This window comes from Piscinibacter sp. PDB1-1, from assembly GCF_056675995.1.
Genome location: NZ_JBWVZJ010000002.1, coordinates 679694 through 701671, shown reverse-complemented (window position 1 = coordinate 701671; position 21978 = coordinate 679694). Strand labels below are relative to the sequence as shown.

Genomic DNA, 21978 nt, shown 5'->3' with positions numbered 1-21978 from the left:
CATGAACCAGGAGGCCCCGGCGCAGTTGGATGGAGACATCCCGCGCCACCTGGTTCATTTGCAAGTGGAGAGGCGCCTCGCCGCGCGCACGCTGGCCCTCTACGGCGACGCGCTCTCACGCCTGCAGGCCTTTGCCGCAGATTCCGGCGTGACGCTGCGCGCGGCACAGGTTCACCACGTGCGTCGATGGGCTGCGCAGCTGCACTCGCAGGGGCTGGGCTCGCGCAGCATTGCCCTGACGCTCTCGGCCTGGCGCGGGTTCTACCGATGGGCGGGGCGCGACGGCCTGGTCGAACTCAACCCCGTCGACGGCGTGCGCGCACCGAAGGCGGCCAAGCCGCTGCCCAAGGCCTTGTCGGTCGACCACGCCGTGGCCCTGGCCGAGCTGAGCGAGCAGGGTGGCGATGCTGCCCTGCAGTCGCGTGATCACTGCATCGTCGAACTTCTCTACGGCTGCGGGCTTCGCGTGAGCGAACTGGTCGGGCTCGACGTGATTGCCGGTGCTGCGGCCGCCGGCTGGATCGACGCCGCCGACGCGAACGCACATGTGCTTGGCAAGGGAGGCAAGCGGCGCAGTGTGCCGGTCGGCGGGCCGGCGCTGCGGTCGCTGCGCGATTGGCTCGTGCACCGCGCTACCGTGGCCGACGCGGGCGAAGCGGCGCTCTTCGTGAGCCAGCGCGGTACGCGGCTCACGGCCAGCCAGGTTCGTTCGCGGCTCAAGGCCCGCGCGCTGCAGGCCGGACTGCCCACGCACGTGCACCCGCACATGCTGCGGCATTCGTTCGCCTCACATTTATTGCAATCCAGCGGAGATTTGCGCGCTGTCCAGGAACTTCTGGGCCACGCGAACATCACGACGACGCAGGTCTATACGAAACTCGACTTTCAGCATCTGGCCAAGGTGTACGACTCAGCGCACCCCCGCGCGAAGAAGAAATCAGGGCCCCTCTCCAAATAGATTGACGTCGTTGCGATCCCGAACCCCCCTTCTACTCTCTGCCCTCCTTCCCCCCGCCTTTCATCTCCCCGCCACGGCTCCGCTTCTGATCGCGATAGCCCTTGCCGCCACGGCCGCGCAGGCTCAGGTGCAGGGCACGCTTGCACCCGCGCAGACCAAGCCACCCACGGGCCTCGTGCTCGCGGCGCCCGAGAGCCGCCCGGCGGTGCTCGAAGCCAACTGGACGCCGCTGGTCATGCCCAATGGCGACTCCCTGTCGCTGCTGGGCGCCAGCTACATGATCGCGGCCAAGGGCGGCTGGGGCGTCGGCCCGGCGGTGTACGCCTCGGCCCAGGGCGACTACGGCGGCCTGTTCACCGCGGGCTTCAACGTGCAGCGGCGCTGGCAACTCGCGCGCAGCTGGCATCTCGCCGCAAGCCTGTACGCCGGTGCGGGCGGCGGCGTGAGCTCGCCCGAGGCGCATGCGGGTGGCGGCCTGATGCTTCGCCCCGAACTTTCGCTGCGCAAGGAGTTCGGCGCGATGTACGCCGGCCTGGGTGTCGCGCATGTGCGCTTTCCCAGCGGGAACATCCAGGACACCCAATGGACGGTGCTCATCGGCCACACCGATCGCTTCCTGAGCTTCCAGCCCTCGGACGTGGGCCGGTGGGGCCAGGCCAGTGATCGCTCGGGCATGGGCTTCGATGAGATCGCGCTGAGCGGCGGCATCGAGCAGATGCGTGGCGACTCGCGCGGCCGGTCCGGCACGCCACAACAGGGCCGCGTGGGCAAGCTCGGCGCTGACCTGCGCCATTACTGGTCGCCGGGCTCCTGGTGGGGCATCGAGGCCTCGGGCGCCGCCGGCGGTGGTGTCGACGGCTACATGGAGATCCTCGGCAATGCCGGCGCCGATTGGCCGCTGTTCAGCGATCGCCTGCGTGCCGGTGCGCAGCTTTCGGCGGGCCTGGGCGGTGGTGGAGATGTCGACACCGGCAGTGGCTGGTTGCTGCGTGCGGGGCCCACCCTGCGCTGGATCACGCCGTGGGGCCCATCGGTGCGCGTGGATGCGGGCTACATGTATGCACCCAGCGGTCACTACGAAGCGCAGCAGGTGCGGGTCTCGCTCTCGGTGCCGCTCGAAGACAGCGCGCGCCAACGCAGCTGGTGGGTGAATACCGAAGGCATCGTGCGCCAGCAGGTCTGGTACGCCAGCACGCCGTATTACCGCGAGTTCCGCTTCAAGGATGGAAGCCGCGAGTCGGTCACTGGCCTGGGCATGTCGTTCACGCGCGATCTCGGCGGCCCCTGGTACGGCGCAGGGCAGGCCGGCAGCGCGGCATGGGGCAAGGCAGGGGCGTTCTCGTACGGCCTGTTCGGCCTGGGCGCGCAGACGCGGCGCGTGCAGGGGTGGCGTGCCGGCGGCGAGGCGCTGGTAGGCGCCGCCGGTGGTGGCAACGTGGTGGTGGGCGGCGGGGGCATCGCCCAGGGCATGCTCTGGGGCCAGTGGGAAGGGGCCGACGCCCGCGACCGGCTGCGCGTCAAGCTCGGCGTGGGCCGCTGGCAAGCCGTCGGGCGCGAGAGCTACGGCACGCCCCTCGTGAGCCTGAACATCGGCTGGGCCTTCGGCACGCTTGGGCACTGACCGACAATGCCGCGATGAAAGCCATCACCCTGCGCGAAGGCAAGGAGCGCTCGCTGCTCAAGCGGCACCCCTGGGTCTTCGAGAGCAGCATCCACTCTGGCAAGGCCGACCCCGGCGAGACCGTGCGCGTGAATGCACGCGACGGCCGCTTCTTGGCATGGGCCGCATTCAGCCCGCAGTCGCAGATCCGCGTGCGTGCCTGGAGCTTCGACGAAGCCGAGCGCATCGACGCCGCCTTCTTCGAGCGGCGCATTGCGCAGGCGATCGCCATCCGCACGCGGTTGCCGATCTCAAGCGATGCGATGCGCTTGATCCACGGCGAGGCCGATGGCCTGCCGGGCCTGATCGTCGACCGCTACGGCGACACCCTGAGCGCGCAGTTCCTGAGCGCCGGCGCCGAGCGCTGGAAGAGCGTGATCGCCGATCTGCTGCTCAAGTCCACCGGGCTCACGCGCTTGTACGAGCGCAGCGATGCCAGCACCCGCGGCCTCGAAGGTCTGCCCGAAACGAAAGGCTGGCTGCGCGGGGGCGACACGACAGAGGGCGCCACCGAACTCACCATCCGCGAGCACGACTGGCAGCTCACGCTCGACGTCGACGAAGGCCACAAGACCGGCTTCTATCTCGACCAGCGCGACAGCCGCAAGCTGTTCGCCGACACCGTGCGCCATTTCGGCTTCCAGCGCGTGCTCAACTGCTACAGCTACACCGGTGGCTTCAGCGTGGCGGCGCTGGCGGGCGGGGCAGGGCACGTGACGAGCGTCGACTCCTCGGCGCCTGCACTCGCACGCGCCACCGCGCACGTCGCACTCAACGGCTTCGACGCCGCTCGCCACACCGCTCTCGACGCCGACGTGAACCAGACCCTGCGCGATGCCCTGCAGCGCGGCCAGCGCTTCGACGCCATCGTGCTCGACCCGCCCAAGTTCGCGCCCACCGCGGCCCATGCCGAGCGCGCCGCGCGGGCCTACAAAGACATCAACCGCCTCGCCTTCATGCTGCTGGAGCCGGGTGGCGCGCTCTTCACCTACTCGTGCTCGGGCGGCATCAGCGCTGATCTCTTCCACAAGATCGTGGCGGGCGCCGGGCTCGATGCGAATGCCGATGGCCTCATCTACGCGCGCACGGGCGCCGCACCCGATCACCCGATGACGGTGACCTTCCCCGAGGGCGAGTACCTCAAGGGGCTGGTTGTTATCAAGCGCTGAACGGCGGTCTCAGCCGCGGGTCGCCTCGGGCAGCGCGATCGCCGGCTCGAACTTCGCGCGGTGCACGCTGAAGAAGGCCTTCACGTTGCGCACGTTGGCGTCTTGCGTGAAGAGGCGCTGCACCAGCGTGTGGTAACCCGCCATGTCGGGCACTTGCAGAACGAGCATGAAATCAGGCCCTGGCGAGACGCGGTAGCACTGCTGCACGGCCGCGTCTGCCACGGCGCGTGCCTCGAAGGCGGCCAAGTGTTCGGCGCCTTGCCGGTCGAGCGTGACCTCGGCGAGCGCGGTCAACCCGTGCCCCAACTGCTGCGGCGAGAGGATGGCCACGCGGCGCTCGATCACGCCGGCCTCCACCAGCCGCTTCACGCGCCGCAGGCAGGTGGCCGGCGATGTATGTGCGGCGGTGGCCAGGTCTTGGTTGGACAGCGAGGCGTCGCGCTGGAGCAGATCCAGAACCCTCAAGTCGATGTCATCGAGGGCGACTGGTGCGTACTTTGATTCCATAATCTGGCTAATGGAGAAATATTCAATCAGATCACTGTATGGGTGCTTGAATATTTCTCAGCAAAGCAAATATTGCAAGCCTACTCCACAACGCGCTGTCTACCATCTCGCATCCGTTCCATCCCAGGGAGTGCTTCATATGTGTGGCATCGTCGGCGCTGTCAGCGCGCGCAACATCGTTCCGATCCTGGTCGAAGGGCTCAAGCGCCTGGAGTACCGCGGCTATGACTCCTGTGGTGTCGCGGTGCATCAAGGCGGCGAGTTGCGCCGCGCCCGCAGCACCGCCCGCGTGGCCGAGCTCGAAGCGAACGTCGCCGCCGAAGGCATCCACAGCGGCACCGGCATCGCTCACACCCGCTGGGCCACGCACGGCGCGCCGGCGGTTCACAACGCCCACCCGCATTTCTCCACGGGCCCGGCGGCCAAAGCGGCCAAGGATCTGCCAGCAGGCGCCTACGCCGCGGTGGGCCGCGTGGCCCTGGTGCACAACGGCATCATCGAGAACCACGATGAGCTGCGCAACGAACTCAAGACACGCGGCTACACCTTCGACAGCCAGACCGACACCGAGGTCATCGCCCACCTCGTCGACCACCTCTACGAAGGCGACTTGCTCGCCGCCGTGCAACAGGCCACGCTGCGCTTGCGCGGGGCCTACGCCATCGCTGTGTTCTGCCGCGACGAGCCGCACCGCGTGATTGGCGCGCGCGAAGGCTCGCCCCTGGTGCTGGGCGTGGGGGCGCACGAGCGCCAGGGCGAGTTCTTTGTGGCGTCTGACGCGATGGCGCTGGCCGGCGTCACCGACCAGATCGCCTACCTCGAAGAGGGCGACGTGGTCGACCTGCAGCTCGGCAAGGTGTGGATCACCACGCGCGCGCCCGGCAGCTTCACGTTCAAGCCGGTCGAGCGCGAAGTGCGCACGGTGCTCGTGCACACCGGTGCCGCAGAGCTCGGGCCGTACCGCCACTACATGCAGAAAGAGATCTTCGAGCAGCCGCGCGCGATCGCCGACACGCTCGATGCCGTCGAGAGCGTCACGCCCGAGCTGTTCGGCGACGGCGCGTACCGAATCTTCAAGGATGTGGAGAACGTGCTCATCCTCGCCTGCGGCACGAGCTACTACAGCGGCTCGGTCGCCAAGTACTGGCTCGAGAGCATCGCCAAGATCCCGGTGAGCGTGGAGGTGGCCAGCGAATACCGCTACCGCGACAGCGTGCCCAACCCGCGCACGCTCGTCGTCACCATCACGCAGAGCGGCGAAACGGCCGACACGCTCGCTGCACTCAAGCACGCGCGCAGCCTGGGCATGAAACACACGCTCACCATCTGCAACGTGTCCACCAGCGCCATGGTGCGCGAATGCGAGCTGGCCTACATCACGCGCGCCGGCGCCGAGATCGGCGTGGCATCCACCAAGGCCTTCAGCACCCAGCTCGTGGGGCTGTTCCTGCTCACGCTCGCGCTCGCGCAGGTGCGCGGCCACCTCACAGAAGAGCAAGAGCTTGCGCACCTCAAGGCACTGCGCCACCTGCCCGTGGCTGTGCAGGCCGTGTTGGCGCTCGAGCCGCAGGTCATCGCGTGGTCCGAGCTCTTTGCACGCAAGGAGAACGCGCTCTTTCTCGGCCGCGGCCTGCACTACCCGATTGCCTGCGAGGGCGCGCTCAAGCTGAAGGAAATCAGCTACATCCACGCCGAGGCCTACCCGGCCGGTGAGCTGAAGCACGGCCCACTCGCCCTCGTCACCGCCGAGATGCCGGTGGTGACTGTGGCGCCCAACGACGCACTGCTCGAAAAGCTCAAGAGCAACTTGCAAGAAGTGCGGGCCCGGGGCGGCGAGTTGTTCGTGTTTGCCGACGCCGATTCGCACATCGAATCGGGCGAAGGCCTGCAGGTCATCCGCATGCCGGAGCACTACGGGCCGCTCTCACCCATCCTGCATGTGATCCCGCTGCAGTTGCTGGCGTATCACACCGCGTGCGCGCGGGGGACGGATGTGGACAAGCCTCGGAATCTGGCAAAGAGCGTGACTGTGGAGTAGTTGGGGCCGTGCACCTGATCGAACCGGCATAGGTCGTTCCCGCCACAAGTGGTTGGCGGATTAGCACAGCGGCCGTCGTGCCACCTTCGGCAGCGTGCACAGCCGAAGCCGCAACCATCGCAGGTTCGAGTTCGTTGGCACCTTGATCGCCTGTTGCTTGACCGGGTTTCAAGTCTGGGAGAAAGTGGTCTCCAGACTTCAACGCTCATTGCGGAGGCGCGTCGCATGACTTCCATCAAGAGGCGCTCAAGCTTCCATCTGGCTCTGCTGACCTTGGCTATCGGGTGCGCAGCCCACGCGCAGACTCCGCAGAGCAAACCTTCTCCCGCCTCGGGCATCGCCGGTAACGGCTTCTGGTCGCTCACGTTCTACAACAAGGAGCATCTGTTCGAGCCCAATGCGCTCAACCGGTTCTCGCTGGGGGCCACGAGCAAGGACTTGAAGAAGAACGCCGATGGCTCACTGACGCTCTACGTTCAGAACCAGTCGCCGGGCAAGGACAAGGAGAGCAACTGGGTGCCGACTCCGGTCGACGTTTTCTCCTATCGCCTAATTGACCATCCCTAACAAGCGGGATGGCACGCACGATTCCCAAAGCCGATGAACGTGCGTCGCAGCTGCTTGGCCTCGAAAGGATCTTCATGAACTGCATGCTTCCCGTACGTCCGCGCATCCTGCGTGCCCTGGCTTTCACGGCCCTCTTGTCGAGTGCCAGCGCCTGGGCGCAACCGGCGCCCGCAGCTGCATCGCCCGGCGAGCAGGAGATCAGCGACAGCTACATCTATCTGCTCAGCAGGTTGCTGGTGTTGCGTCAGGAGCAGCTGGACTTCAAGGAGGGCTTCAAATGGAACCAGCTCGTCCATCGCAAACCCGGCCAGGTAGCCTGGCCGAATCCCAACCTGGACGTGGCCTATTCGGAAGCGTGGGTGGCCGTCGATGAAAAGAGCTGCGCGCTGGTGACAGTGCCAAAGATCACGGGCCGGTACTCCACCGTGCAGTTTCTCAATGGCTGGGGCGAAACCGTGGCCAATATCAACGAGCGTGTCTTCCCGGCGAAGCCCGACGGACAGTTCGCGGTCTGCCTGAAGGGCGCTGAGGTCAAACTGCCAGCAACGGCCCAGCGCATCGACGTGCCGGTGAAGTACATGCGCGTTCTCGCGCGCGTCGAGCTCGGTGCCGACTGGAACCAGGCGGTGGCGCTGCAGAAGAAGTTCGTCATCCGCTCGACAGGCAAACCTGCTCTGCCCCGCATCCCCAAGACGGTGATGTTCGAGATGGACAAGCTGCCTGGCGTCGAGGCTTTCGATTCCGCCGATGCAGCGCTGGACAGCGAGCCGGACATCAATCCCGGCATGGAGAAACTCCAGGCGAGCACGCGTGCCATCGCGAAGGCAGTCAAGGACCCCGCCGAGCGCAAGCGCATCGACCAGGTCGTGCGCAGCAAGGCCTTTGCCGACCTCAAGAAGGCGATGCCCACGGTGGGCGGCAGCAAGGCCGAGAACGGCTGGGTCCTGCCGTTGACGTCGGGTGTCTACGGCGACAACTGGCTGGTGCGCACGCTCGTCAACTACGGCGGCATCTGGGCCAACGTGCCGGAGGAAGTCATCTACTTCAAGGCATTCTTCGACGTGGATGGTGCGCCGCTGTCAGGCAACCAGTCCTATTCCCTGCGCTTTGAAAAGGAGCAGCTGCCGGCGCAGTACGCGACCTATTTCTGGTCGGTCATTGCGGTTGACGCGGTGGAGCACAAGGTGTTGCCCAATCCGCAGAAGCGCTATCTCCTCAACAAGGAAACGAAGCCTCAGTACGGGCCCGACGGTTCGCTGACGCTTTACTTCAGCGACAAGAAGCCTGCGGGTGTGCCGGATGGGAACTGGCTGCCGACGCCGAAGGGAACGGGCTACAGCCTGACCTTCCGGTTCTATCGGCCGAAGGGTGCAGTGGCCGAGCGCAACTACTTCCCGCCCAGGCTGGTCAAGCAATGAGGCGGGTGTAGGGCCGTACTTCTCACATCGCTCAGTCGACCAAGGCCCCTCAGGCACCCTTTCGCCGCTGGGGCTTCTCGGCCATCGGCGCTGGAGGAGCCGGAGGCACCGCCTGCGCCGGCATACCTGTCATCAGCACCACGCGAACGATGGCCATCGCCGAGTCCACGTCGTCGCCACAGCCACCGAACGCGTCACCGAACAGCGAGGCGTTCTTGCGACTCCATTTGGTCAGAACACGCCCAGTCGAAAGCGTGAGTTCGACCATGACGACCGAGAGGCAGTGGATGCCGCGATGCTGCATGCGTTCAGAATGGAGCGCGCGCGCGGAGGCGCGCCCCTCCCACCTGGTTCATTCGCCCCTTCCAACGCCCTTGTCCATGACCTCTCTCACCTGCGTTGCCACCGAAGTGATCACCACGCGCCAGAAGCCTGTGGGCTATGCCTATCGCACCGCCCCGGCCAAACCCACCGACAGCGGTTGGCGCTTTCTCAGCGGCAACGAGAGCGAGAAGTACATGAACCAGCCCACGCACTACATCACCTGCGTGTTGGCGGATTTCGTCTTGGCGCATCCCGAGTTGGCGCCGCTGATCGACCACCCGGCTGGCTCGGCCTTCGAGCGCGCCGCTGCGAGCGGAGCATTCGAAGAGGTGCCACTGGATTGAGGGCGCAGCAAAGCCGGAGTGCCGTGGCGACATGCCCGGGATCTGCTGGAGGGCCTTGCGATGCAGTGGCCGATTGCGCTGCACCTCCGAAGTGACGCGAAGGTGATTACGACTCGTCGCGGACGCGCCTATCAATCACCTCGGCGTGCGCCACCACAAGTTCCGTTGAAGGGATCAGTGCATCAAGCATCGAACGACCTTGGAGCCGCGCCACGACGGGCGTGCCGCGCCTGCTCGATCAATCGCTCGAACTCCTGAGGTTCGACGGGCTTGGTCACGAAGTGGTCGAAGCCAGCGGCGAGGCTGCGCTCGCGCAGCTCCGGGTCATCTCTTCCGGTGATGCACACGAACACGGCTTCCACGCGGCCCGCTTGTCGAATGCGGGAGAGGGTGCCTTCGCCATCCAGATCCGGCATGCCGAAGTCCAGGAACACGATGTCCGGACGAAACAGCTCCGCCAGGCGCGCGCCGGTGATGCCTCCAAAGGCCGCGGCGGTCTTGCAGCCCATCATCTGAAGCAGCTCGCAAACGATGTTGGCCACATCGACATGGTCGTCAATGACCAGTGCGCGCACGGGCATTGAGTGAAGGCTGGTGTTCGGCATCTCCACCGCTGGCAATCGGAATGCCCGCCCAGGGTTCGCCGTGCTTTGGCTCGGGCAGTGTGTGCGATCGGTCATGGAAAACGCGTCGGCAGAGGTCATTCGCTGTGCCGAGATCGCCCATTCGAGCCACCGTTCAGGGGCAACAGTCTCTCCAAACCATATGGAAATCTGTCAGCGTCAGACGGGCCTTCAACTTCATTCAAGCGAACCGAGTGAATCCGCACTTTCATGCGTGCTACTGGACACAGGCTCGTTCTCCGAATGCCGGTCAGGCTCCGTGGTGCGGACGAATTCGTTCAGCACGGACGTGGCGTAGTTCCCGGCGCGCAAGGAGAACGTGAGCACCAGTTGATCGTGTTGCGGCCACTCCCATGACATGTCGGCCGGGCTCGCCACCAGGGCGCGGCGCTCCTGATCCAGGCCGGCGTGTTCCATGCCATCGCACAAGGTGGCGTGCCGTTCGGCCACGCCGTTCTCCAGGGCCTGCGCCTGATCGGTGGTGGTAACGCGGCCCCGTCCCCAGAGCGGCCCGGTGGGCCAGCCCGCCTCGTCCGTCACGTCACCGGGCAGGGTCTTGCCCCAGAGCCCCTGCTGAATTCGCAGCGCCAGCACTTCATTGAAGACGAAGGACCGCACCGCCGACAGGTAGATGCCCTTCTTCTTAGGGTTGCGCACGCGGATCTCTCGCGCCAGCATGGCGCGGCCTTGCTCGACGTTGCCGCCCTCGAAGCCGAAACGCTGAGCGCCGAAGTAGTTGGGAACGCCCTGTGACGCAATGGCCCGGAGATTGGCCTCGATCGCATTGCGGTCGCCGCTCACGTCGCGCAGCACGATGCGGAAGCGGTTGCCCTGCAGATCACCGGGGCGCAGCTTCTTCACATGGCGGCTCTGGCTCAGCACCTTGAACTCCGGGTGCTGAAGCCCGGTCAGGTCGGGCGTCTCGCCCTTCCCTTTCCCATTCGGCAGGTAAATGCTGAACCACTGGCGGGTGATGGCGTAGCGGTCCTTGAGGCCGGCATAGCCCACGTCCCGGTCCTGCACGCCGGCGGCCTCGGCCAGCTGCTGGGCGACGAAGGCGGTGTTGGCACCGTTCTTCTCGATGTCCAGCCAGATGTGTTCGCCCTCCCCGCAGGGCAACTGCAGCGGCAGTTCGGTCACGATGAAATCGTCGTTCAGAAGTTTCAGCGTGGCGCTGGCGCCGGTGGCCGGGTAAGCGTGGGGCCACTGCGGCAGGGTCGTGTATTGAGCGTCGGTCATGAGCGGTCTGAGGGCGGCAGCCGCAGATTCTCCCCCTGCCCGCATGCCTGGTTCAGAATCGTGCGCGATGCTCTCCAGTGCCCCCCGCAGTTCCCCACTGACCGGCGCGCCGATCCTGTACTCGTTTCGCCGCTGCCCCTACGCCATCCGCGCCCGGCTTGCCATCAAGGTATCGGGTGTACAGGTGGCTTTGCGCGAGGTGGTGCTGCGCGACAAGCCTGCCGCGCTCTTGCAGGCCTCGCCCAAGGCCACGGTGCCCGTTCTGCAACTGCCCAATGGCCACGTGCTGGAGCAAAGCCTCGACATCATGCGTTGGGCGCTCGAACAGCATGACCCGCAAGGGTGGCTTTGCCTTCCAGAGCAGGAAGAAGCGCTCGCGTTGATCGCTCTCAACGACGGGCCCTTCAAGCAGGCGCTCGATCACTACAAGTACGCGTCGCGCCACCCCGAGCGCCCGGCGCAAGCCTGGCGCGACGACGCCGTCGACCTGATGCTCGCGCCATTGAACAGGCGCTTGGTGGATCGCCCCTTTCTATTGCGCGACACGCCTTCGCTGGCGGATATGGCCATCGCACCGTTCATCCGGCAGTTCGCGGCGGTCGACCCCGACTGGTTCGACAGCGCGCCGTTCGCATCGCTGCAGGCTTGGACGAAACGAATCGTCGAGTCCAGTTTGTTCGCGGCGGTGATGACGAAGTTCGCTGCCTGGCAGCCCGGCGATGCCGAGGTCATTTTTTGAGCGAAGGGCGCCTCGGCATCACGGATTCCACCACCCCAGAACCACGCGCAACCTGATTCAAGGGCCGGCCGTCCCTTCCTAGAGTGCAGGCATGCACCTGAATCTCGTCGGACTCACCAAGCGCTTCGGCAACGTACTGGCCGTCGACGGCGCGACGCTGGAGGTTCGGCCCGGCGAGGTGCTGGCCCTGCTCGGCGAAAACGGTGCGGGCAAGAGCACGCTGATGAAGCTGCTCTATGGCGTGCATGCGCCTGATGTTGGGCGCATCGAGATCGACGGGCAGGCGTGCACCATCGCGTCGCCGCGCGAGGCCATGGCCCTGGGGATCGGCATGGTGTTCCAGCAGTTCAGCCTGGTGCCGGCCTTGTCGGTGCGTGAGAACCTGGCGCTGGTGACGCCCGCTGCTCCGTGGTGGGTCGGCCGGAGAGCGTCGCGGCTCTCGGCCATCGATGCACACCTGCAGGTCATTGCGCCCGGCGTCGACCCCGACATTCGCGTGGACCGCTTGCCGGTCGGGCAGATGCAGCTGGTCGAGCTGGCCAAGGTGCTGCTGCGCGACGCGCGCTGCGTGGTGTTCGACGAGCCGAGTGCGGTGCTCACGCCCTCCGAGGCCGATCGATTGTGGGCGCTGATCCGGAGCCTGACGGCGCGCGGCCTCGCAGTCGTGCTGATCAGCCACAAGCTGGCCGACGTGCGCGCCTGCGCGCACCGGGTGGCGGTGATGCGTGCCGGGCGTGTGGTGGCGCAGTTGGATGCGCACGACGCGAGCGATGCGCAGATCGTGGAATGGATGGTGGGTCAGGCCCCCCCGGCCGTGCGGGCGCCGCATGTGCCGCCAGCCAATGCGGCGGTTCGGCTCGAACTGCGCGGCGTGTCGGTTGGCGGGGCACGTGGTGTAAGCCTCGCCGTGCGTGCGGGTGAAGTGCTGGGCATCGCCGGTATCTCGGGCAGCGGTCAGACCGAACTGGCCGAAGCCATCGCTGGCGCGCTGCCGCTGACGGCAGGTGAAGTGATCCTTGATGGCCGCCGGCTGCGTGCGCCGCACCTCGCGCCGGAGCCGACGCCGCAACTCGGCTACATCGCGCCCGAGCCGCTGCGCAACGCGGTGGCGCCTGACCTCACGCTGGCGCTCAACCTCGCGTTGAAGTGCATCGGTGCCTTGCCGTTCGTGCCGTCACGTACCGAACTGGCGCAGCGTGCAGCACCATTGATTGCGCGCTTCGGCGTGCGGCCGGACGACCCGCAGGCGCGTGCCGGCAACCTGTCGGGCGGCAACTTGCAGAAGCTGGTGGCGGCGCGTGAACTCGCCGATGCACCTGCGGCCGTGGTCGCGTGCTACCCGACGATGGGGCTCGATGTGGCGGCCACGGCGCAGGTCTACGGCGCGCTCTTCGGCCTGGCGCGCAGCGGCAGCGCCGTACTGTGGATCAGCGAAGACCTCGACGACCTGCTGCAGCACGCGCACCGCATCGCGGTGATGTTCGAGGGCCGGGTCATTGCGCTCTTCGACGCGGCCCAGGCCACGCCGGCAGAGGTGGGTGCATGCATGGCCGGGCAGGGCGTCGAGGTGGTGGCGTGAACACCCTGCAGCTTCATCGCAGCGCCATTGCCGCCACTGGCTTTGCGCTTCTTGCCGGTGCCTTCTTCCTGCTGATCGGCCGCGGCCCGTTCGACATGCTGCGGGCTATCTTCACCGCGGCGGCTGGCAGCAGCTACTCGGTGGGTGAATCGCTGTTGCGCGCCACGCCGATCCTGTTGTGCGCGTTGGCCACGCTGGTGCCGGCGCGGCTGGGCCTGGTGTCGGTGGGTGCCGAAGGCCAGCTGTACTTCGGCGCGCTGGTCGGCACAGGCGCAATGCTGCTGGCGCCGTCGAGCCTGCCGCTGGTTCTGCTCGGCGGTTTGATCGGTGGCGTGGTGTGGGCCCTGCTGCCCGCGCTGCTGCGCGTGGTGGCCGATGTGAACGAGACCATCTCCACGCTGATGCTGAACTACGTGGCGGCGCTGCTCGTCACTTGGCTGGTCTACGGGCCCTGGAAGAGCCCGCAGAGCCAGGGCTGGCCGGCGAGCGTCGACTTCCCCGAGGCGTCGCGCCTGCCGCTGCTCTTCGACAGCCGTGTGCACGCCGGGCTGTTGGTGGCCTTGATCGTCGGCCTTGCGCTGCACCTGCTCTTCACGCGCAGCCGCTGGGGCCTGGTGCTCGACGTGCTGCGCAGCAACCCGCGACTCGCGCCGCTCGCGGGCTTGAGCGTCACGCGCCAGGTGCTGCTCACGATGGTGATCGGTGGGGCGCTCGCCGGGCTGGCGGGCATCGCCGAAACGTCTTCCGTGCAAGGGCGCCTGCAGGCCTCGTTCGCCAACGGTGCGGGCCTGTCGGGCTTCCTCGTCGCCTGGCTCGCTGGGAACCGCGTGCTGCCCACCATGGCGCTCGCGCTGCTGGTCGGTGGCCTGCTCGCCGCGGGCGATGGCTTGCAGATGATGACCAACGTGCCCTCGTCGGCGGTGCTGGTGGTGCAGGGCTTGATGTTCGTGGCCATGCTCGGCGCGGGTGCCTGGAAAAAAGGAGGCGCCCGTGGCTGACACCTTGCTCCAGGGCTTGCCGGTGTCGGCTATGCGCAGCGCGGCGCCCTTGCTGCTGGTTCTGCTGGGCGAATGCCTCACGCAGCGCGTGGGCCGCATCAACCTCGGTGTGGAAGGCCAGATGCTGGTCGGCGCCGTGGCGGGATATGGCGTCACCGCCGTCAGCGGCGAGCCGTGGCTCGGCATGGCGGCCGGTGCGGCGGCTGGCGCGCTGCTGTCGGCGGTGTATGCGCTGCTCACCGTCACCGCACGTGCCGACCAGTTCGCGAGTGGTCTCGCGGTGCTGATGCTCGGCTTCGGCCTCAGCGCCTATGCCGGCACGGGCCTGGTCGGCTTGCGCATCGAAGGTTTTGCAATCGGGGCCGGCGGCATCACACCCACGCTGTGGCTCGCGGTCGGGCTGGTGCCGGTGGTGGCGCTCTGGTTGTACGGCACTCGCACGGGACTCGTGTGGCGCGCGGTGGGCGAGTCGCCCTCGGCGGCACGTGCCGCGGGCATCACGCCGTGGAAGGTGATCGTGGCCGGCATTGGGGTCGGCGGCCTGTTCTCCGGTCTTGGTGGCGCCGCACTCTCGATCGACCACACGCGCACCTGGGCCGAGGGCATGACGGCGGGGCGTGGGCTCATTGCCGTCGGCCTGGTGATCGTCGCGCGCTGGAACCCGTGGCTCACCTTGCCCGCCGCGCTGCTGTTCGGCCTGGCCGAAGCGCTCTCGTTGCGCCTGCAGGCCGGCGGCAGCGTGGTGCCGGCGCACCTGCTGCACACGCTGCCCTACCTCGCGAGCCTCGCCGTGTTTGTCGTCACCTGCGCGCGCCTCAAGGGCGGCGGGGGACCCGAGGCCCTGCGTGCCGTGTTCGCCCGATGAACTTTCTTCTTTCTTCAACCCCAGGAGGGATCGCCATGAAACTGCATCACTACGTCGCCACGCTCGCGCTCGCCGCGAGCACTTTCGCCACCCACGCCGCCACCATCGGCTACATCTACGTCGGCCCCGAGAAGGACTACGGCTACAACACCTCGATGGACACGGGCCGCCAGTTCGTCGAGAAGAACATCGCCGGCACCAAGACCTTGCATGTGGAAAACATCCCCGAGACCGCCGAGGTCGAGAAGGTGATGGAACGCATGATCAAGCAGGGTGGCGCGAGCATCATCTTCGCCACCAGCTACGGCTACCTCGACTACGCAATCTCGCTGGGCAAAAAGTACCCCAAGGTCGCCTTCCTGCACGCCGGTGGCCTGAAGACGGGCGACAACGTCGGCACCTACTGGGCCAACAGCGACGACGCGATGTACCTCGCCGGCATGGCCGCCGGTGCCGTCAGCAAGAGCGGCAAGCTCGGCTTCATCGCTGCCTTCCCCATCCCGCAGGTCGTGCGCTCGATCAATGCCTTCGCGCTGGGCGCGCAGGCCATGAACCCGAACGCCACCACCACCGTCGTGTGGACCGGTGGCTGGCTGCAGCCGCCGAAGGAAGCCGAGGCCACCAACTCGCTGGCCGATGCCGGCATCGACGTGATCGGCGAGCAGGTCGACAGCCCGATGACCATCGCGCAGACCGCCGAGAAGCGCGGCATCTACATGGTGGGCAAGGACGTCGACGTGTCCAAGCTCGCGCCCAAGGCCGTGCTGACCGGTGCGTCGTGGAACTGGGGCCCGACCATGCTCAAGCTGACGAAGGAGATCCAGGCCGGCACCTGGAAGCCGAGCCACGTGCGCGGCGACCTGAAGGACGGCACCGTGGTGCTCGACCCCTTCGGCCCCGCCGTGCCCGAGGGGGTGCGCAAGACCGTGCTGGCGAAGAAGGACGACATCCTGAAAGACAAGTTCGTCGTGTGGTCGGGCCCGATGACCACGCAGGACGGCAAGGCCATCCTGCCGGCCGGCACGCGCATGCCGATGGAGCAGCTGGAAAGCATGAACTTCTTCGTCAAGGGTGTCGTGGGCACCGTGCAGTAAGGAGCTGAGGCATGAAACCGATGGGCTCCCACCTTGCGAACCGCTGGCGTGTGAGCGGCACGCACTGCGACCTCACACGGGCCTCCGAACGCCGGCCGGTGAGGGCGGTCGAGATTGCGGCCGAGCCGCAGGCGGTGACGGTCGACGCGAACCGCAGCGCGCTGGTCGTGGTCGACATGCAGAACGACTTCTGCGCCAAGGGCGGCTACCTCGACTACCGCGGCATCGACATCACGCCCGACCGCGCGCCGATCGAGCCCTTGCGAAAGCTGGTGCCCGAGCTTCGCAAGCAAGGCGTGCCCATCGTCTGGCTCAACTGGGGCGTGCGGCGCGACCTGCTCAACATCCACCCTTCGCTGCTGCATGCGCACACGCAGGACGGCGAAGGCGCGGGCCTGGGCGAGCGCATTCCCGGCGGTGCCGAGATCCTGCTCAAGGGCTCGTGGGGCGCGCAGATCGTGGACGAACTCGACCCCGGCGAGCAGGACATCCACGTCACCAAGCATCGCTTCAGCGGCTTCTGGGACACCGAGCTCGACTCCATCCTGCGCAACATGGGCCTCACCACGCTCTTCTTCGCCGGTGTGAACGCCGACCAGTGCGTGATGACCACGCTGGAGGACGCGAGCTTCCTCGGCTACGACGTGCTGATGCTGCGCGACTGTGTGGGCACCACCTCGCCACCGTTCTGCATGCAGGCGACCGAATACAACGTGAAGCTGTTGTATGGCTTCATGACGGACTCGCGTGCGCTGTTGTCGGGGTTGGAGGCATGAGCCCCGCCCGGCCGCCCGAAGGGGCTCATTCCCGCTTGGCGGGGCCGCACGTCGTGCGTAGGGTGCCCCAATGAGCGCGATCGAAGAGAAGCTCGCGGCGATGGGCCTGGAGCTGCCCACACCGCCCACGCCCATCGCCAACTTCGTGCCCTGGCGGCGCAGCGGCAACATCGTCTATCTGGCCGGCCAGGTGTGCGAGTGGAACGGCAGCGTGCCCTACGTCGGCAAGCTCGGGCGCGAGTTCACGGTGGAGCAGGGGCGCGAGGGCGCGCGCCTGTGTGCGCTCAACCTGCTGGCCTGCCTGAAGCTCGCGTGCGACGGCGACCTGGGGCGTGTGCAGCGCTGCCTGCGGGTGGGCGGCTTCGTCAACTGCGAGCCTGAGTTCGAGTTCGTGCCGATGGTGGTCAACGGCGCGTCCGACCTCTTTGCTGCGCTGTGGGGCGATGAGGCCGGCCGCCACGCCCGCACCGCCATCGGCGTGGCCTCGCTGCCTCGGCGGGCGGCAGTGGAAGTGGACGCCATCTTCGAGCTGGCTTGAACGCCTCGGCACGCTTCGTGCACATCCTGCGCATGGCCCTGTTGCGCTTGCCTGCACCCACCCACGCCGGGCCCACCGGCGGGCACGCACCTTGGCGTTGGCTGGGCTGGTGCCTGTTGTTCGGCCTGCTCTACGGCGCCACGGCGCGGCTGGGGTTGGCGACGTCCAGCATCGCACCCAACGTCACCTTGGTCTGGGCACCTACCGGACTGAGCCTCTTCGTCTTCCTGCGCTGGGGCCCGGGCTTGTGGCCGGGCATCGTGCTCGGCGACCTGATCGCCAATGCCGGCACTGGGGCGTCGATCGCTGCGGTCGCCGGCATCTCGCTCGGCAACCTGGCGCAGACCTTCACCTGCTGGTGGGCCCTGCGCCGCACCAGCTTCGCGCCGGCGCTGGAGCGGGTCCGTGACGTCGTCGCCCTCATGCTGCTGGGCACCGGGTGCGCCGGCCTGAGCGCGCTCATCGGCCCCACCGCGCTGTGGCTCGACGGGCGTGTGCCGACCGACGCGTGGGCCGCCGTCGCGCTGCAGTGGTGGATGGGCGATGCGGCCGGCGTCGTGGTGCTGACACCGTTCCTGCTGATCTGGTGGCGCAGTGCGGCAGCCACCTGGACGCACGTGCAGGCGGTGGAAGCCGCGGCGCTGCTCGGGTCGCTCGGCCTGCTGTGCGAACTGGTTTTCGGTGGTGCGCTGCTGAAGGCCACGCCAGGCTACTACCCTGCGTCGCTCGCGCTGTTTCCGCTCGCGGTGTGGGCGGCGCTGCGCTTCGGTCAACGTGGCGCCACCTTGCTCACGCTGCTCGTCACGGTGGCCGCCGTGTGGGGCACGGTGCGTGGGGCCGGCCCGTTCGTCGACGGCGGCCTCACCAGCAGTCTGGTGCGCTGGTGGGTGTTCGCAAATGTCATCACCGTGACCAGTCTGTTGTTGGCCGCCACGCAGAGCGAGCGCGACCGGGCGCGTGCACAGGCGATCCGCGACCGTGACTTCGGCTCGGCCATCCTCGATGCCGAGGGCGCACTGGTGGTGGTGCTCGACGGTCAGGGCCGAATTGAGCGCGTGAACCGCAGCTTCGAGCGCGCCACCGGGTTCACGTCGGGCGCTTTGGTCGGGCAGCGTTTCGAGGAGGCGCTGATTCCGTCCGAGCACCACGCCAAGGTGCGTGGCCATGCCGAGCTGCTGCGCCTGAAGCTCGCTGACAGCGAGAAGCTCGAAAGCCCGTTGCGCCGCCACCGCGGCCCACCGATCACCGTGAGCTGGACGGCGACCGCCCTGCGCGACGAACACGGCCACATGACGCACGCCATCGTCTCCGGCATCGATGTCAGCGCACGCGTGGAAGCGGCCGAGGCGCTGCGCCACGCGCGCCGCCAGCTCGAACAACGTGTCGCGGAACGCACGCAAGCGCTCGCCGAAGCCAACGCTGCGCTGCAGGTGCAGATGGCCGAGCGGCAACGCCTGGAACACGAGCTCATCGCTGTCAGCGAACGCGAGCAGCAGCGCTTCGGCCAGGCGCTGCACGACGGCCTGGGCCAGCACCTCACGGCCACCGCGATCCAGGCCGAGCTGCTGGCGCGTGACCTCGAAGCGGCAGGTGCACACAACGAGCAAGCGAGCGCCGAGCGTGTCGAGGCCATGCTGTCGGCGGCGGTCGCGCAGACACGGCTGCTGGCGCGTGGCCTCTACCCGGTCGAGATGGAAGAGGGTGGATTGATGGTCGCGCTGAAGCAGCTCGCCGAGAACACCGAGCGCCAGCTGCGCCGCACCTGCACGCTCGACTGCCCGCAGCCGGTGGACACCGCCGACCACATCGCTGCCGTGCACCTGTACCGCATGGCGCAGGAGGCGGTGAACAACGCGGTGAAACACGCGCCCGGCGTGGCGATCCACATGGTGCTGCGGCAGCAGGCCGGCGCGCTGAAGCTGAGCGTGCGCAACGCCATGCCCGCCACAACGCACCACGACGAGGAAGCCCGTGGCATCGGGCTGCGCATCATGCGGCACCGCGCCCAGCTGATCGGTGCCGGGTTCGATGCCCGTGTCGATCACGGCGAATGGCGCGTCGACGTCACCTGGAGGAACACCGCATGAGCGAGACCAAGACACGCGTGCTGATCGTCGACGACCACCCCATCCTGCGCCACGGCATCGCGCAGCTCGTGGGCCGCGAGCCCGACTTCGACCCCTGCGCCGAAGCCGGCACCATCGAAGAGACCCTGGCCGTGCTGGAGGCGCAGGCGATCGACGTGGCTATCGTCGACTTGTCGCTCGAAGAGCAGTCGGGCCTGGAGCTGCTTCGCAGGGTGCGGGCACGGTTCCCCGGGCTGCAGTGCCTGGTGCTGTCGATGCATGACGAGCGCCTGCACGCCGAACGGGCCCTGCGCGCCGGTGCCCGCGGCTACCTGATGAAGCAGGAGGCCACACGCAAGATCGTGGCCGCGCTGCGTCACGTGCGTGCCGGGCACATCTACCTGAGCGAGAGCGTGTCGAGCGAGATCCTGAGCCGGTTGGCGGGTGGTGCGCCGACCGAGTGCGAAGGCGATTCGCAGGAGGCCCTGGCCGGCCTGAGTGACCGCGAGATGGAGGTGCTGCGCCTCATCGGCCGCGGCCTCAAGACGGGCGAGATCGCACGCGGCCTGAACCGCAGCGTCCACACTGTCGAGACCCACCGCGCCAGCATCAAGCGCAAGCTGGGTTTGCGTAGCGCAGGAGAACTGGCGCGGGTGGCCTTCGATCTTGGTGAGCCAGGCGCGCGCTAGCCGGGCCGCGTCGGGCGTGTGGGCCTCGCGCCTTACCTCGACCGCGTGGCCAGTGCCACGATCGCCGCGCCCGCGGCGACGATCAGTGCGTCTTCGATCAAGCCGCTGCGGGTCTGGCCAATGCTCTCCATGGCGCGCTTGCGGCCGGCAAGCGTGAGGTAGGCAAGCGGTACGGCCGCTGCCACGGCCACGGCCGCACCGGCGCGCTCGCGGCCCTGGGGCGCCAGCGCGGCACCCGCGATACCGGCGCTGGCCACGCGTGCCAGCAAGCCGAGGAAGACGGTGCGGTCGGGCGCGGTCTTCATCTTGTCGCCCGCCAATTCACCTGCCCCCATGGCCAGCGCCCCGAACTTGAACACCGGGCGATCCAGCAGGAACAACTCCCCCGGCGTGCGCCGGCCCGCCAGCCGCGCGGCGGCAATCGTGGCCATGGGGGTCATCGACCGAGCGCTGGCCACGGCACCGATCAGGGCGGAGGGGAGCAGGTTGCGTAGGTTCATCTTGATGGCTCCATGGTGGGATGTCTGGGCGCCGAGCAGTCGCGCCCCGGCCGGGTCAGTCAGCCGGGCAAACGGCGTTCCGCGCTGTGCTGCGTGGTCGCAAAAAGGCTGCCGCTTCACCCGATCTTGGTATGGCCGGCACGGGGCTCTCGCTTCAACACTGCACGTGCATGCACTTGCATGTCGAACAACAACTGGAGACCCTATGAACCTCATTTCTTCCGCCTCCGGGTGCACTGCCCCATCGTGCTATGCGCACCCCCGCTCTACCCGTCGCACCTGGGCGGCACTCGGCCTTGTCGCCGGCCTTGTACTTGCCGCGCTGCCAGCGCGGGAGGCCACGGCCGCCGTGACGATCGGCCAGACGATTGCGGGCATCGAGGCCGCCGAGAACAGCATCCAGACGACGGGCGGTCGCATCTTCGTGAGCTCCGACGGCTACCTCTACGAGCTGCGCAAGGATGCGGCGGGTGCCTGGGCGAAGACGGCGGTCAAGGCTCACTACCCTGCTGATTCGTTCAGCGCAAATGCCGAGCGCAAGGACAAGTGCTACTACCTCGGCCTAGCGGAGTACGCCAACACGCTGTACTCGGTGTGCGCGCGCGACAACGTGGTGGATGCACCCAAGTACCTGATGGCGCTTGACCTCACCGTGGCCGCCGCCTCGCTGAGTTCGATCCTGAGCATCGTCAGTACCGCCGACAACCCCATCGAGCTGCCCAATGGTCTGGCAAGCGATGGCCGAGGCAACCTCTTCTTCGCCAACACCCCTATCCCGAGCCTGATCGCGAAGAAGGGCAACATCCAGCGCATTCAGCTGACGGGGCGAACCTCTGCCTTGGCCCCGACTGTGGCCACGCCTGCGGGCAGCCATGCGGTCGCCGGGCTCACGCCGAACGGCATGAAGTTCCATGGCGGCTACCTGTACGTGACGGCGAACCCACCTTCTTACTCGGGCACCTCGATGCTGGTACGCATCCCGGTGTCGAGTGCGGGGGCTCTGGGTACGCCATGGACGATCTACAGCGGCACCACGTACCTCGACGACTTCGCGCTCGTGCAGGGGGGCATGGTCATCATCGAGTGGATCACCGGCTCGATGAAGTTCATCAACGAGGCGGGTGGCGTGCTGCGCGCGTACCAGTACCCCTTCAGCTTCCCGACTTCGGCGACGGTGCTGAAACCCGGCACGGCGCCCGGCAACGCGGTGCTGGTGACGTCGATGGGATCGGACAAGGCCGCGTTCCTGGAGACCGACTGGCCGATCACGCCGCGATGACCGGAGTG

The 21978-nt window shown here is 67.4% G+C and carries 22 protein-coding genes; 17 read left to right on the top strand and 5 right to left on the bottom strand.

What is annotated here, in order from left to right; translation table 11 throughout:
- Window position 1: 1 nt before the first annotated feature.
- The 3 genes from AC1KAR_RS14915 to AC1KAR_RS14905 all read left to right on the top strand — a co-directional run bounded on the left by AC1KAR_RS14915 (window position 2) and on the right by AC1KAR_RS14905 (window position 3787).
- Window positions 2–958: a tyrosine recombinase XerC gene (locus AC1KAR_RS14915; protein ID WP_480319025.1), complete on the top strand. Its 957-nt coding sequence runs from the start codon at window positions 2–4 to the stop codon at window positions 956–958.
- 127 nt (window positions 959–1085) lie between these two features.
- A complete protein-coding gene (locus AC1KAR_RS14910) occupies window positions 1086–2579 on the top strand; it encodes a hypothetical protein (RefSeq protein ID WP_480319023.1) in 1494 nt (497 codons plus the stop codon).
- A 14-nt stretch (window positions 2580–2593) separates the two neighbouring features.
- Window positions 2594–3787, top strand: a complete 1194-nt coding sequence (locus AC1KAR_RS14905) for a class I SAM-dependent rRNA methyltransferase (protein ID WP_480319021.1) — start codon at window positions 2594–2596, stop codon at window positions 3785–3787.
- 9 nt (window positions 3788–3796) lie between these two features.
- Here the strand turns inward: AC1KAR_RS14905 and AC1KAR_RS14900 are convergent, their stop codons facing one another.
- A complete protein-coding gene (locus AC1KAR_RS14900; protein WP_480319019.1) occupies window positions 3797–4294 on the bottom strand; it encodes an Lrp/AsnC family transcriptional regulator in 498 nt (165 codons plus the stop codon).
- Window positions 4295–4433: 139 nt separating this feature from the next.
- On the opposite strand from AC1KAR_RS14900, the gene glmS reads away from it, so the two are divergent.
- The 3 genes from glmS (at window position 4434) to AC1KAR_RS14885 (ending at window position 8317) form a co-directional block, all read left to right on the top strand.
- Window positions 4434–6332 (top strand): glutamine--fructose-6-phosphate transaminase (isomerizing), encoded by a 1899-nt coding sequence (glmS, locus tag AC1KAR_RS14895; RefSeq protein ID WP_480319017.1) that lies wholly within the window; start codon window positions 4434–4436, stop codon window positions 6330–6332.
- A 225-nt stretch (window positions 6333–6557) separates the two neighbouring features.
- On the top strand, window positions 6558–6899 hold the full coding sequence (locus AC1KAR_RS14890) for a DUF1214 domain-containing protein (RefSeq protein WP_480319015.1): 342 nt from the start codon (window positions 6558–6560) through the stop codon (window positions 6897–6899).
- An 8-nt stretch (window positions 6900–6907) separates the two neighbouring features.
- Window positions 6908–8317: a DUF1214 domain-containing protein gene (locus tag AC1KAR_RS14885; RefSeq protein ID WP_480319013.1), complete on the top strand. Its 1410-nt coding sequence runs from the start codon at window positions 6908–6910 to the stop codon at window positions 8315–8317.
- Window positions 8318–8366: 49 nt separating this feature from the next.
- Here the strand turns inward: AC1KAR_RS14885 and AC1KAR_RS14880 are convergent, their stop codons facing one another.
- Window positions 8367–8621 (bottom strand): hypothetical protein, encoded by a 255-nt coding sequence (locus AC1KAR_RS14880; RefSeq protein WP_480319011.1) that lies wholly within the window; start codon window positions 8619–8621, stop codon window positions 8367–8369.
- Between the two features lie 76 nt (window positions 8622–8697).
- On the opposite strand from AC1KAR_RS14880, the gene AC1KAR_RS14875 reads away from it, so the two are divergent.
- Window positions 8698–8985: an immunity protein Imm33 domain-containing protein gene (locus AC1KAR_RS14875; RefSeq protein ID WP_480319008.1), complete on the top strand. Its 288-nt coding sequence runs from the start codon at window positions 8698–8700 to the stop codon at window positions 8983–8985.
- Window positions 8986–9167: 182 nt separating this feature from the next.
- On the opposite strand, the gene AC1KAR_RS14870 is transcribed toward AC1KAR_RS14875, so the two are convergent.
- Window positions 9168–9560 (bottom strand): response regulator, encoded by a 393-nt coding sequence (locus tag AC1KAR_RS14870; RefSeq protein ID WP_480319006.1) that lies wholly within the window; start codon window positions 9558–9560, stop codon window positions 9168–9170.
- A 225-nt stretch (window positions 9561–9785) separates the two neighbouring features.
- Window positions 9786–10847, bottom strand: a complete 1062-nt coding sequence (gene truD / locus AC1KAR_RS14865) for a tRNA pseudouridine(13) synthase TruD (protein ID WP_480319004.1) — start codon at window positions 10845–10847, stop codon at window positions 9786–9788.
- A gap of 67 nt (window positions 10848–10914) precedes the next feature.
- Between truD and AC1KAR_RS14860 the strand changes: the two genes are divergently transcribed.
- From AC1KAR_RS14860 to AC1KAR_RS14820, 9 genes are all read left to right on the top strand, one after another.
- Window positions 10915–11586, top strand: coding sequence for a glutathione S-transferase (locus tag AC1KAR_RS14860; protein WP_480319002.1), 672 nt, complete (start codon window positions 10915–10917; stop codon window positions 11584–11586).
- A gap of 91 nt (window positions 11587–11677) precedes the next feature.
- A complete protein-coding gene (locus AC1KAR_RS14855) occupies window positions 11678–13165 on the top strand; it encodes an ABC transporter ATP-binding protein (protein WP_480319000.1) in 1488 nt (495 codons plus the stop codon).
- The gene (locus AC1KAR_RS14850) at window positions 13162–14163 is read left to right on the top strand and encodes an ABC transporter permease (RefSeq protein WP_480318998.1); all 1002 of its coding nucleotides are present in this window, start codon (window positions 13162–13164) and stop codon (window positions 14161–14163) included. The genes AC1KAR_RS14855 and AC1KAR_RS14850 overlap by 4 nt, the downstream gene beginning before the upstream one ends.
- Window positions 14156–15028 (top strand): ABC transporter permease, encoded by an 873-nt coding sequence (locus tag AC1KAR_RS14845; RefSeq protein ID WP_480318997.1) that lies wholly within the window; start codon window positions 14156–14158, stop codon window positions 15026–15028. The genes AC1KAR_RS14850 and AC1KAR_RS14845 overlap by 8 nt, the downstream gene beginning before the upstream one ends.
- 35 nt (window positions 15029–15063) lie before the next feature.
- On the top strand, window positions 15064–16122 hold the full coding sequence (locus tag AC1KAR_RS14840; RefSeq protein WP_480318995.1) for a BMP family ABC transporter substrate-binding protein: 1059 nt from the start codon (window positions 15064–15066) through the stop codon (window positions 16120–16122).
- A gap of 11 nt (window positions 16123–16133) precedes the next feature.
- Window positions 16134–16898: a cysteine hydrolase family protein gene (locus AC1KAR_RS14835; RefSeq protein WP_480318994.1), complete on the top strand. Its 765-nt coding sequence runs from the start codon at window positions 16134–16136 to the stop codon at window positions 16896–16898.
- Window positions 16899–16968: 70 nt separating this feature from the next.
- A complete protein-coding gene (locus AC1KAR_RS14830) occupies window positions 16969–17436 on the top strand; it encodes a RidA family protein (RefSeq protein ID WP_480318992.1) in 468 nt (155 codons plus the stop codon).
- On the top strand, window positions 17433–19523 hold the full coding sequence (locus AC1KAR_RS14825; RefSeq protein ID WP_480318990.1) for an MASE1 domain-containing protein: 2091 nt from the start codon (window positions 17433–17435) through the stop codon (window positions 19521–19523). The genes AC1KAR_RS14830 and AC1KAR_RS14825 overlap by 4 nt, the downstream gene beginning before the upstream one ends.
- The gene (locus AC1KAR_RS14820; RefSeq protein ID WP_480318988.1) at window positions 19520–20191 is read left to right on the top strand and encodes a response regulator; all 672 of its coding nucleotides are present in this window, start codon (window positions 19520–19522) and stop codon (window positions 20189–20191) included. The genes AC1KAR_RS14825 and AC1KAR_RS14820 overlap by 4 nt, the downstream gene beginning before the upstream one ends.
- 32 nt (window positions 20192–20223) lie before the next feature.
- Here the strand turns inward: AC1KAR_RS14820 and AC1KAR_RS14815 are convergent, their stop codons facing one another.
- On the bottom strand, window positions 20224–20691 hold the full coding sequence (locus AC1KAR_RS14815) for a hypothetical protein (RefSeq protein ID WP_480318986.1): 468 nt from the start codon (window positions 20689–20691) through the stop codon (window positions 20224–20226).
- Between the two features lie 205 nt (window positions 20692–20896).
- Between AC1KAR_RS14815 and AC1KAR_RS14810 the strand changes: the two genes are divergently transcribed.
- A complete protein-coding gene (locus AC1KAR_RS14810) occupies window positions 20897–21970 on the top strand; it encodes an SMP-30/gluconolactonase/LRE family protein (RefSeq protein WP_480318984.1) in 1074 nt (357 codons plus the stop codon).
- Window positions 21971–21978 lie beyond the last annotated feature (8 nt).

Coding starts and splice junctions, on each gene's coding strand:
- AC1KAR_RS14885 (WP_480319013.1), top strand. CDS start 6,908: ATGGCACGCACGATTCCCAAAGCCGATGAACGTGCGTCGCAGCTGCTT.
- AC1KAR_RS14855 (WP_480319000.1), top strand. CDS start 11,678: ATGCACCTGAATCTCGTCGGACTCACCAAGCGCTTCGGCAACGTACTG.
- AC1KAR_RS14820 (WP_480318988.1), top strand. CDS start 19,520: ATGAGCGAGACCAAGACACGCGTGCTGATCGTCGACGACCACCCCATC.
- AC1KAR_RS14905 (WP_480319021.1), top strand. CDS start 2,594: ATGAAAGCCATCACCCTGCGCGAAGGCAAGGAGCGCTCGCTGCTCAAG.
- AC1KAR_RS14875 (WP_480319008.1), top strand. CDS start 8,698: ATGACCTCTCTCACCTGCGTTGCCACCGAAGTGATCACCACGCGCCAG.
- AC1KAR_RS14815 (WP_480318986.1), bottom strand. CDS start 20,691: ATGAACCTACGCAACCTGCTCCCCTCCGCCCTGATCGGTGCCGTGGCC.
- AC1KAR_RS14810 (WP_480318984.1), top strand. CDS start 20,897: ATGAACCTCATTTCTTCCGCCTCCGGGTGCACTGCCCCATCGTGCTAT.
- truD (WP_480319004.1), bottom strand. CDS start 10,847: ATGACCGACGCTCAATACACGACCCTGCCGCAGTGGCCCCACGCTTAC.
- AC1KAR_RS14900 (WP_480319019.1), bottom strand. CDS start 4,294: ATGGAATCAAAGTACGCACCAGTCGCCCTCGATGACATCGACTTGAGG.
- AC1KAR_RS14835 (WP_480318994.1), top strand. CDS start 16,134: ATGAAACCGATGGGCTCCCACCTTGCGAACCGCTGGCGTGTGAGCGGC.
- AC1KAR_RS14860 (WP_480319002.1), top strand. CDS start 10,915: ATGCTCTCCAGTGCCCCCCGCAGTTCCCCACTGACCGGCGCGCCGATC.
- AC1KAR_RS14880 (WP_480319011.1), bottom strand. CDS start 8,621: ATGCAGCATCGCGGCATCCACTGCCTCTCGGTCGTCATGGTCGAACTC.
- AC1KAR_RS14840 (WP_480318995.1), top strand. CDS start 15,064: ATGAAACTGCATCACTACGTCGCCACGCTCGCGCTCGCCGCGAGCACT.
- AC1KAR_RS14830 (WP_480318992.1), top strand. CDS start 16,969: ATGAGCGCGATCGAAGAGAAGCTCGCGGCGATGGGCCTGGAGCTGCCC.
- AC1KAR_RS14915 (WP_480319025.1), top strand. CDS start 2: ATGAACCAGGAGGCCCCGGCGCAGTTGGATGGAGACATCCCGCGCCAC.
- AC1KAR_RS14890 (WP_480319015.1), top strand. CDS start 6,558: ATGACTTCCATCAAGAGGCGCTCAAGCTTCCATCTGGCTCTGCTGACC.
- glmS (WP_480319017.1), top strand. CDS start 4,434: ATGTGTGGCATCGTCGGCGCTGTCAGCGCGCGCAACATCGTTCCGATC.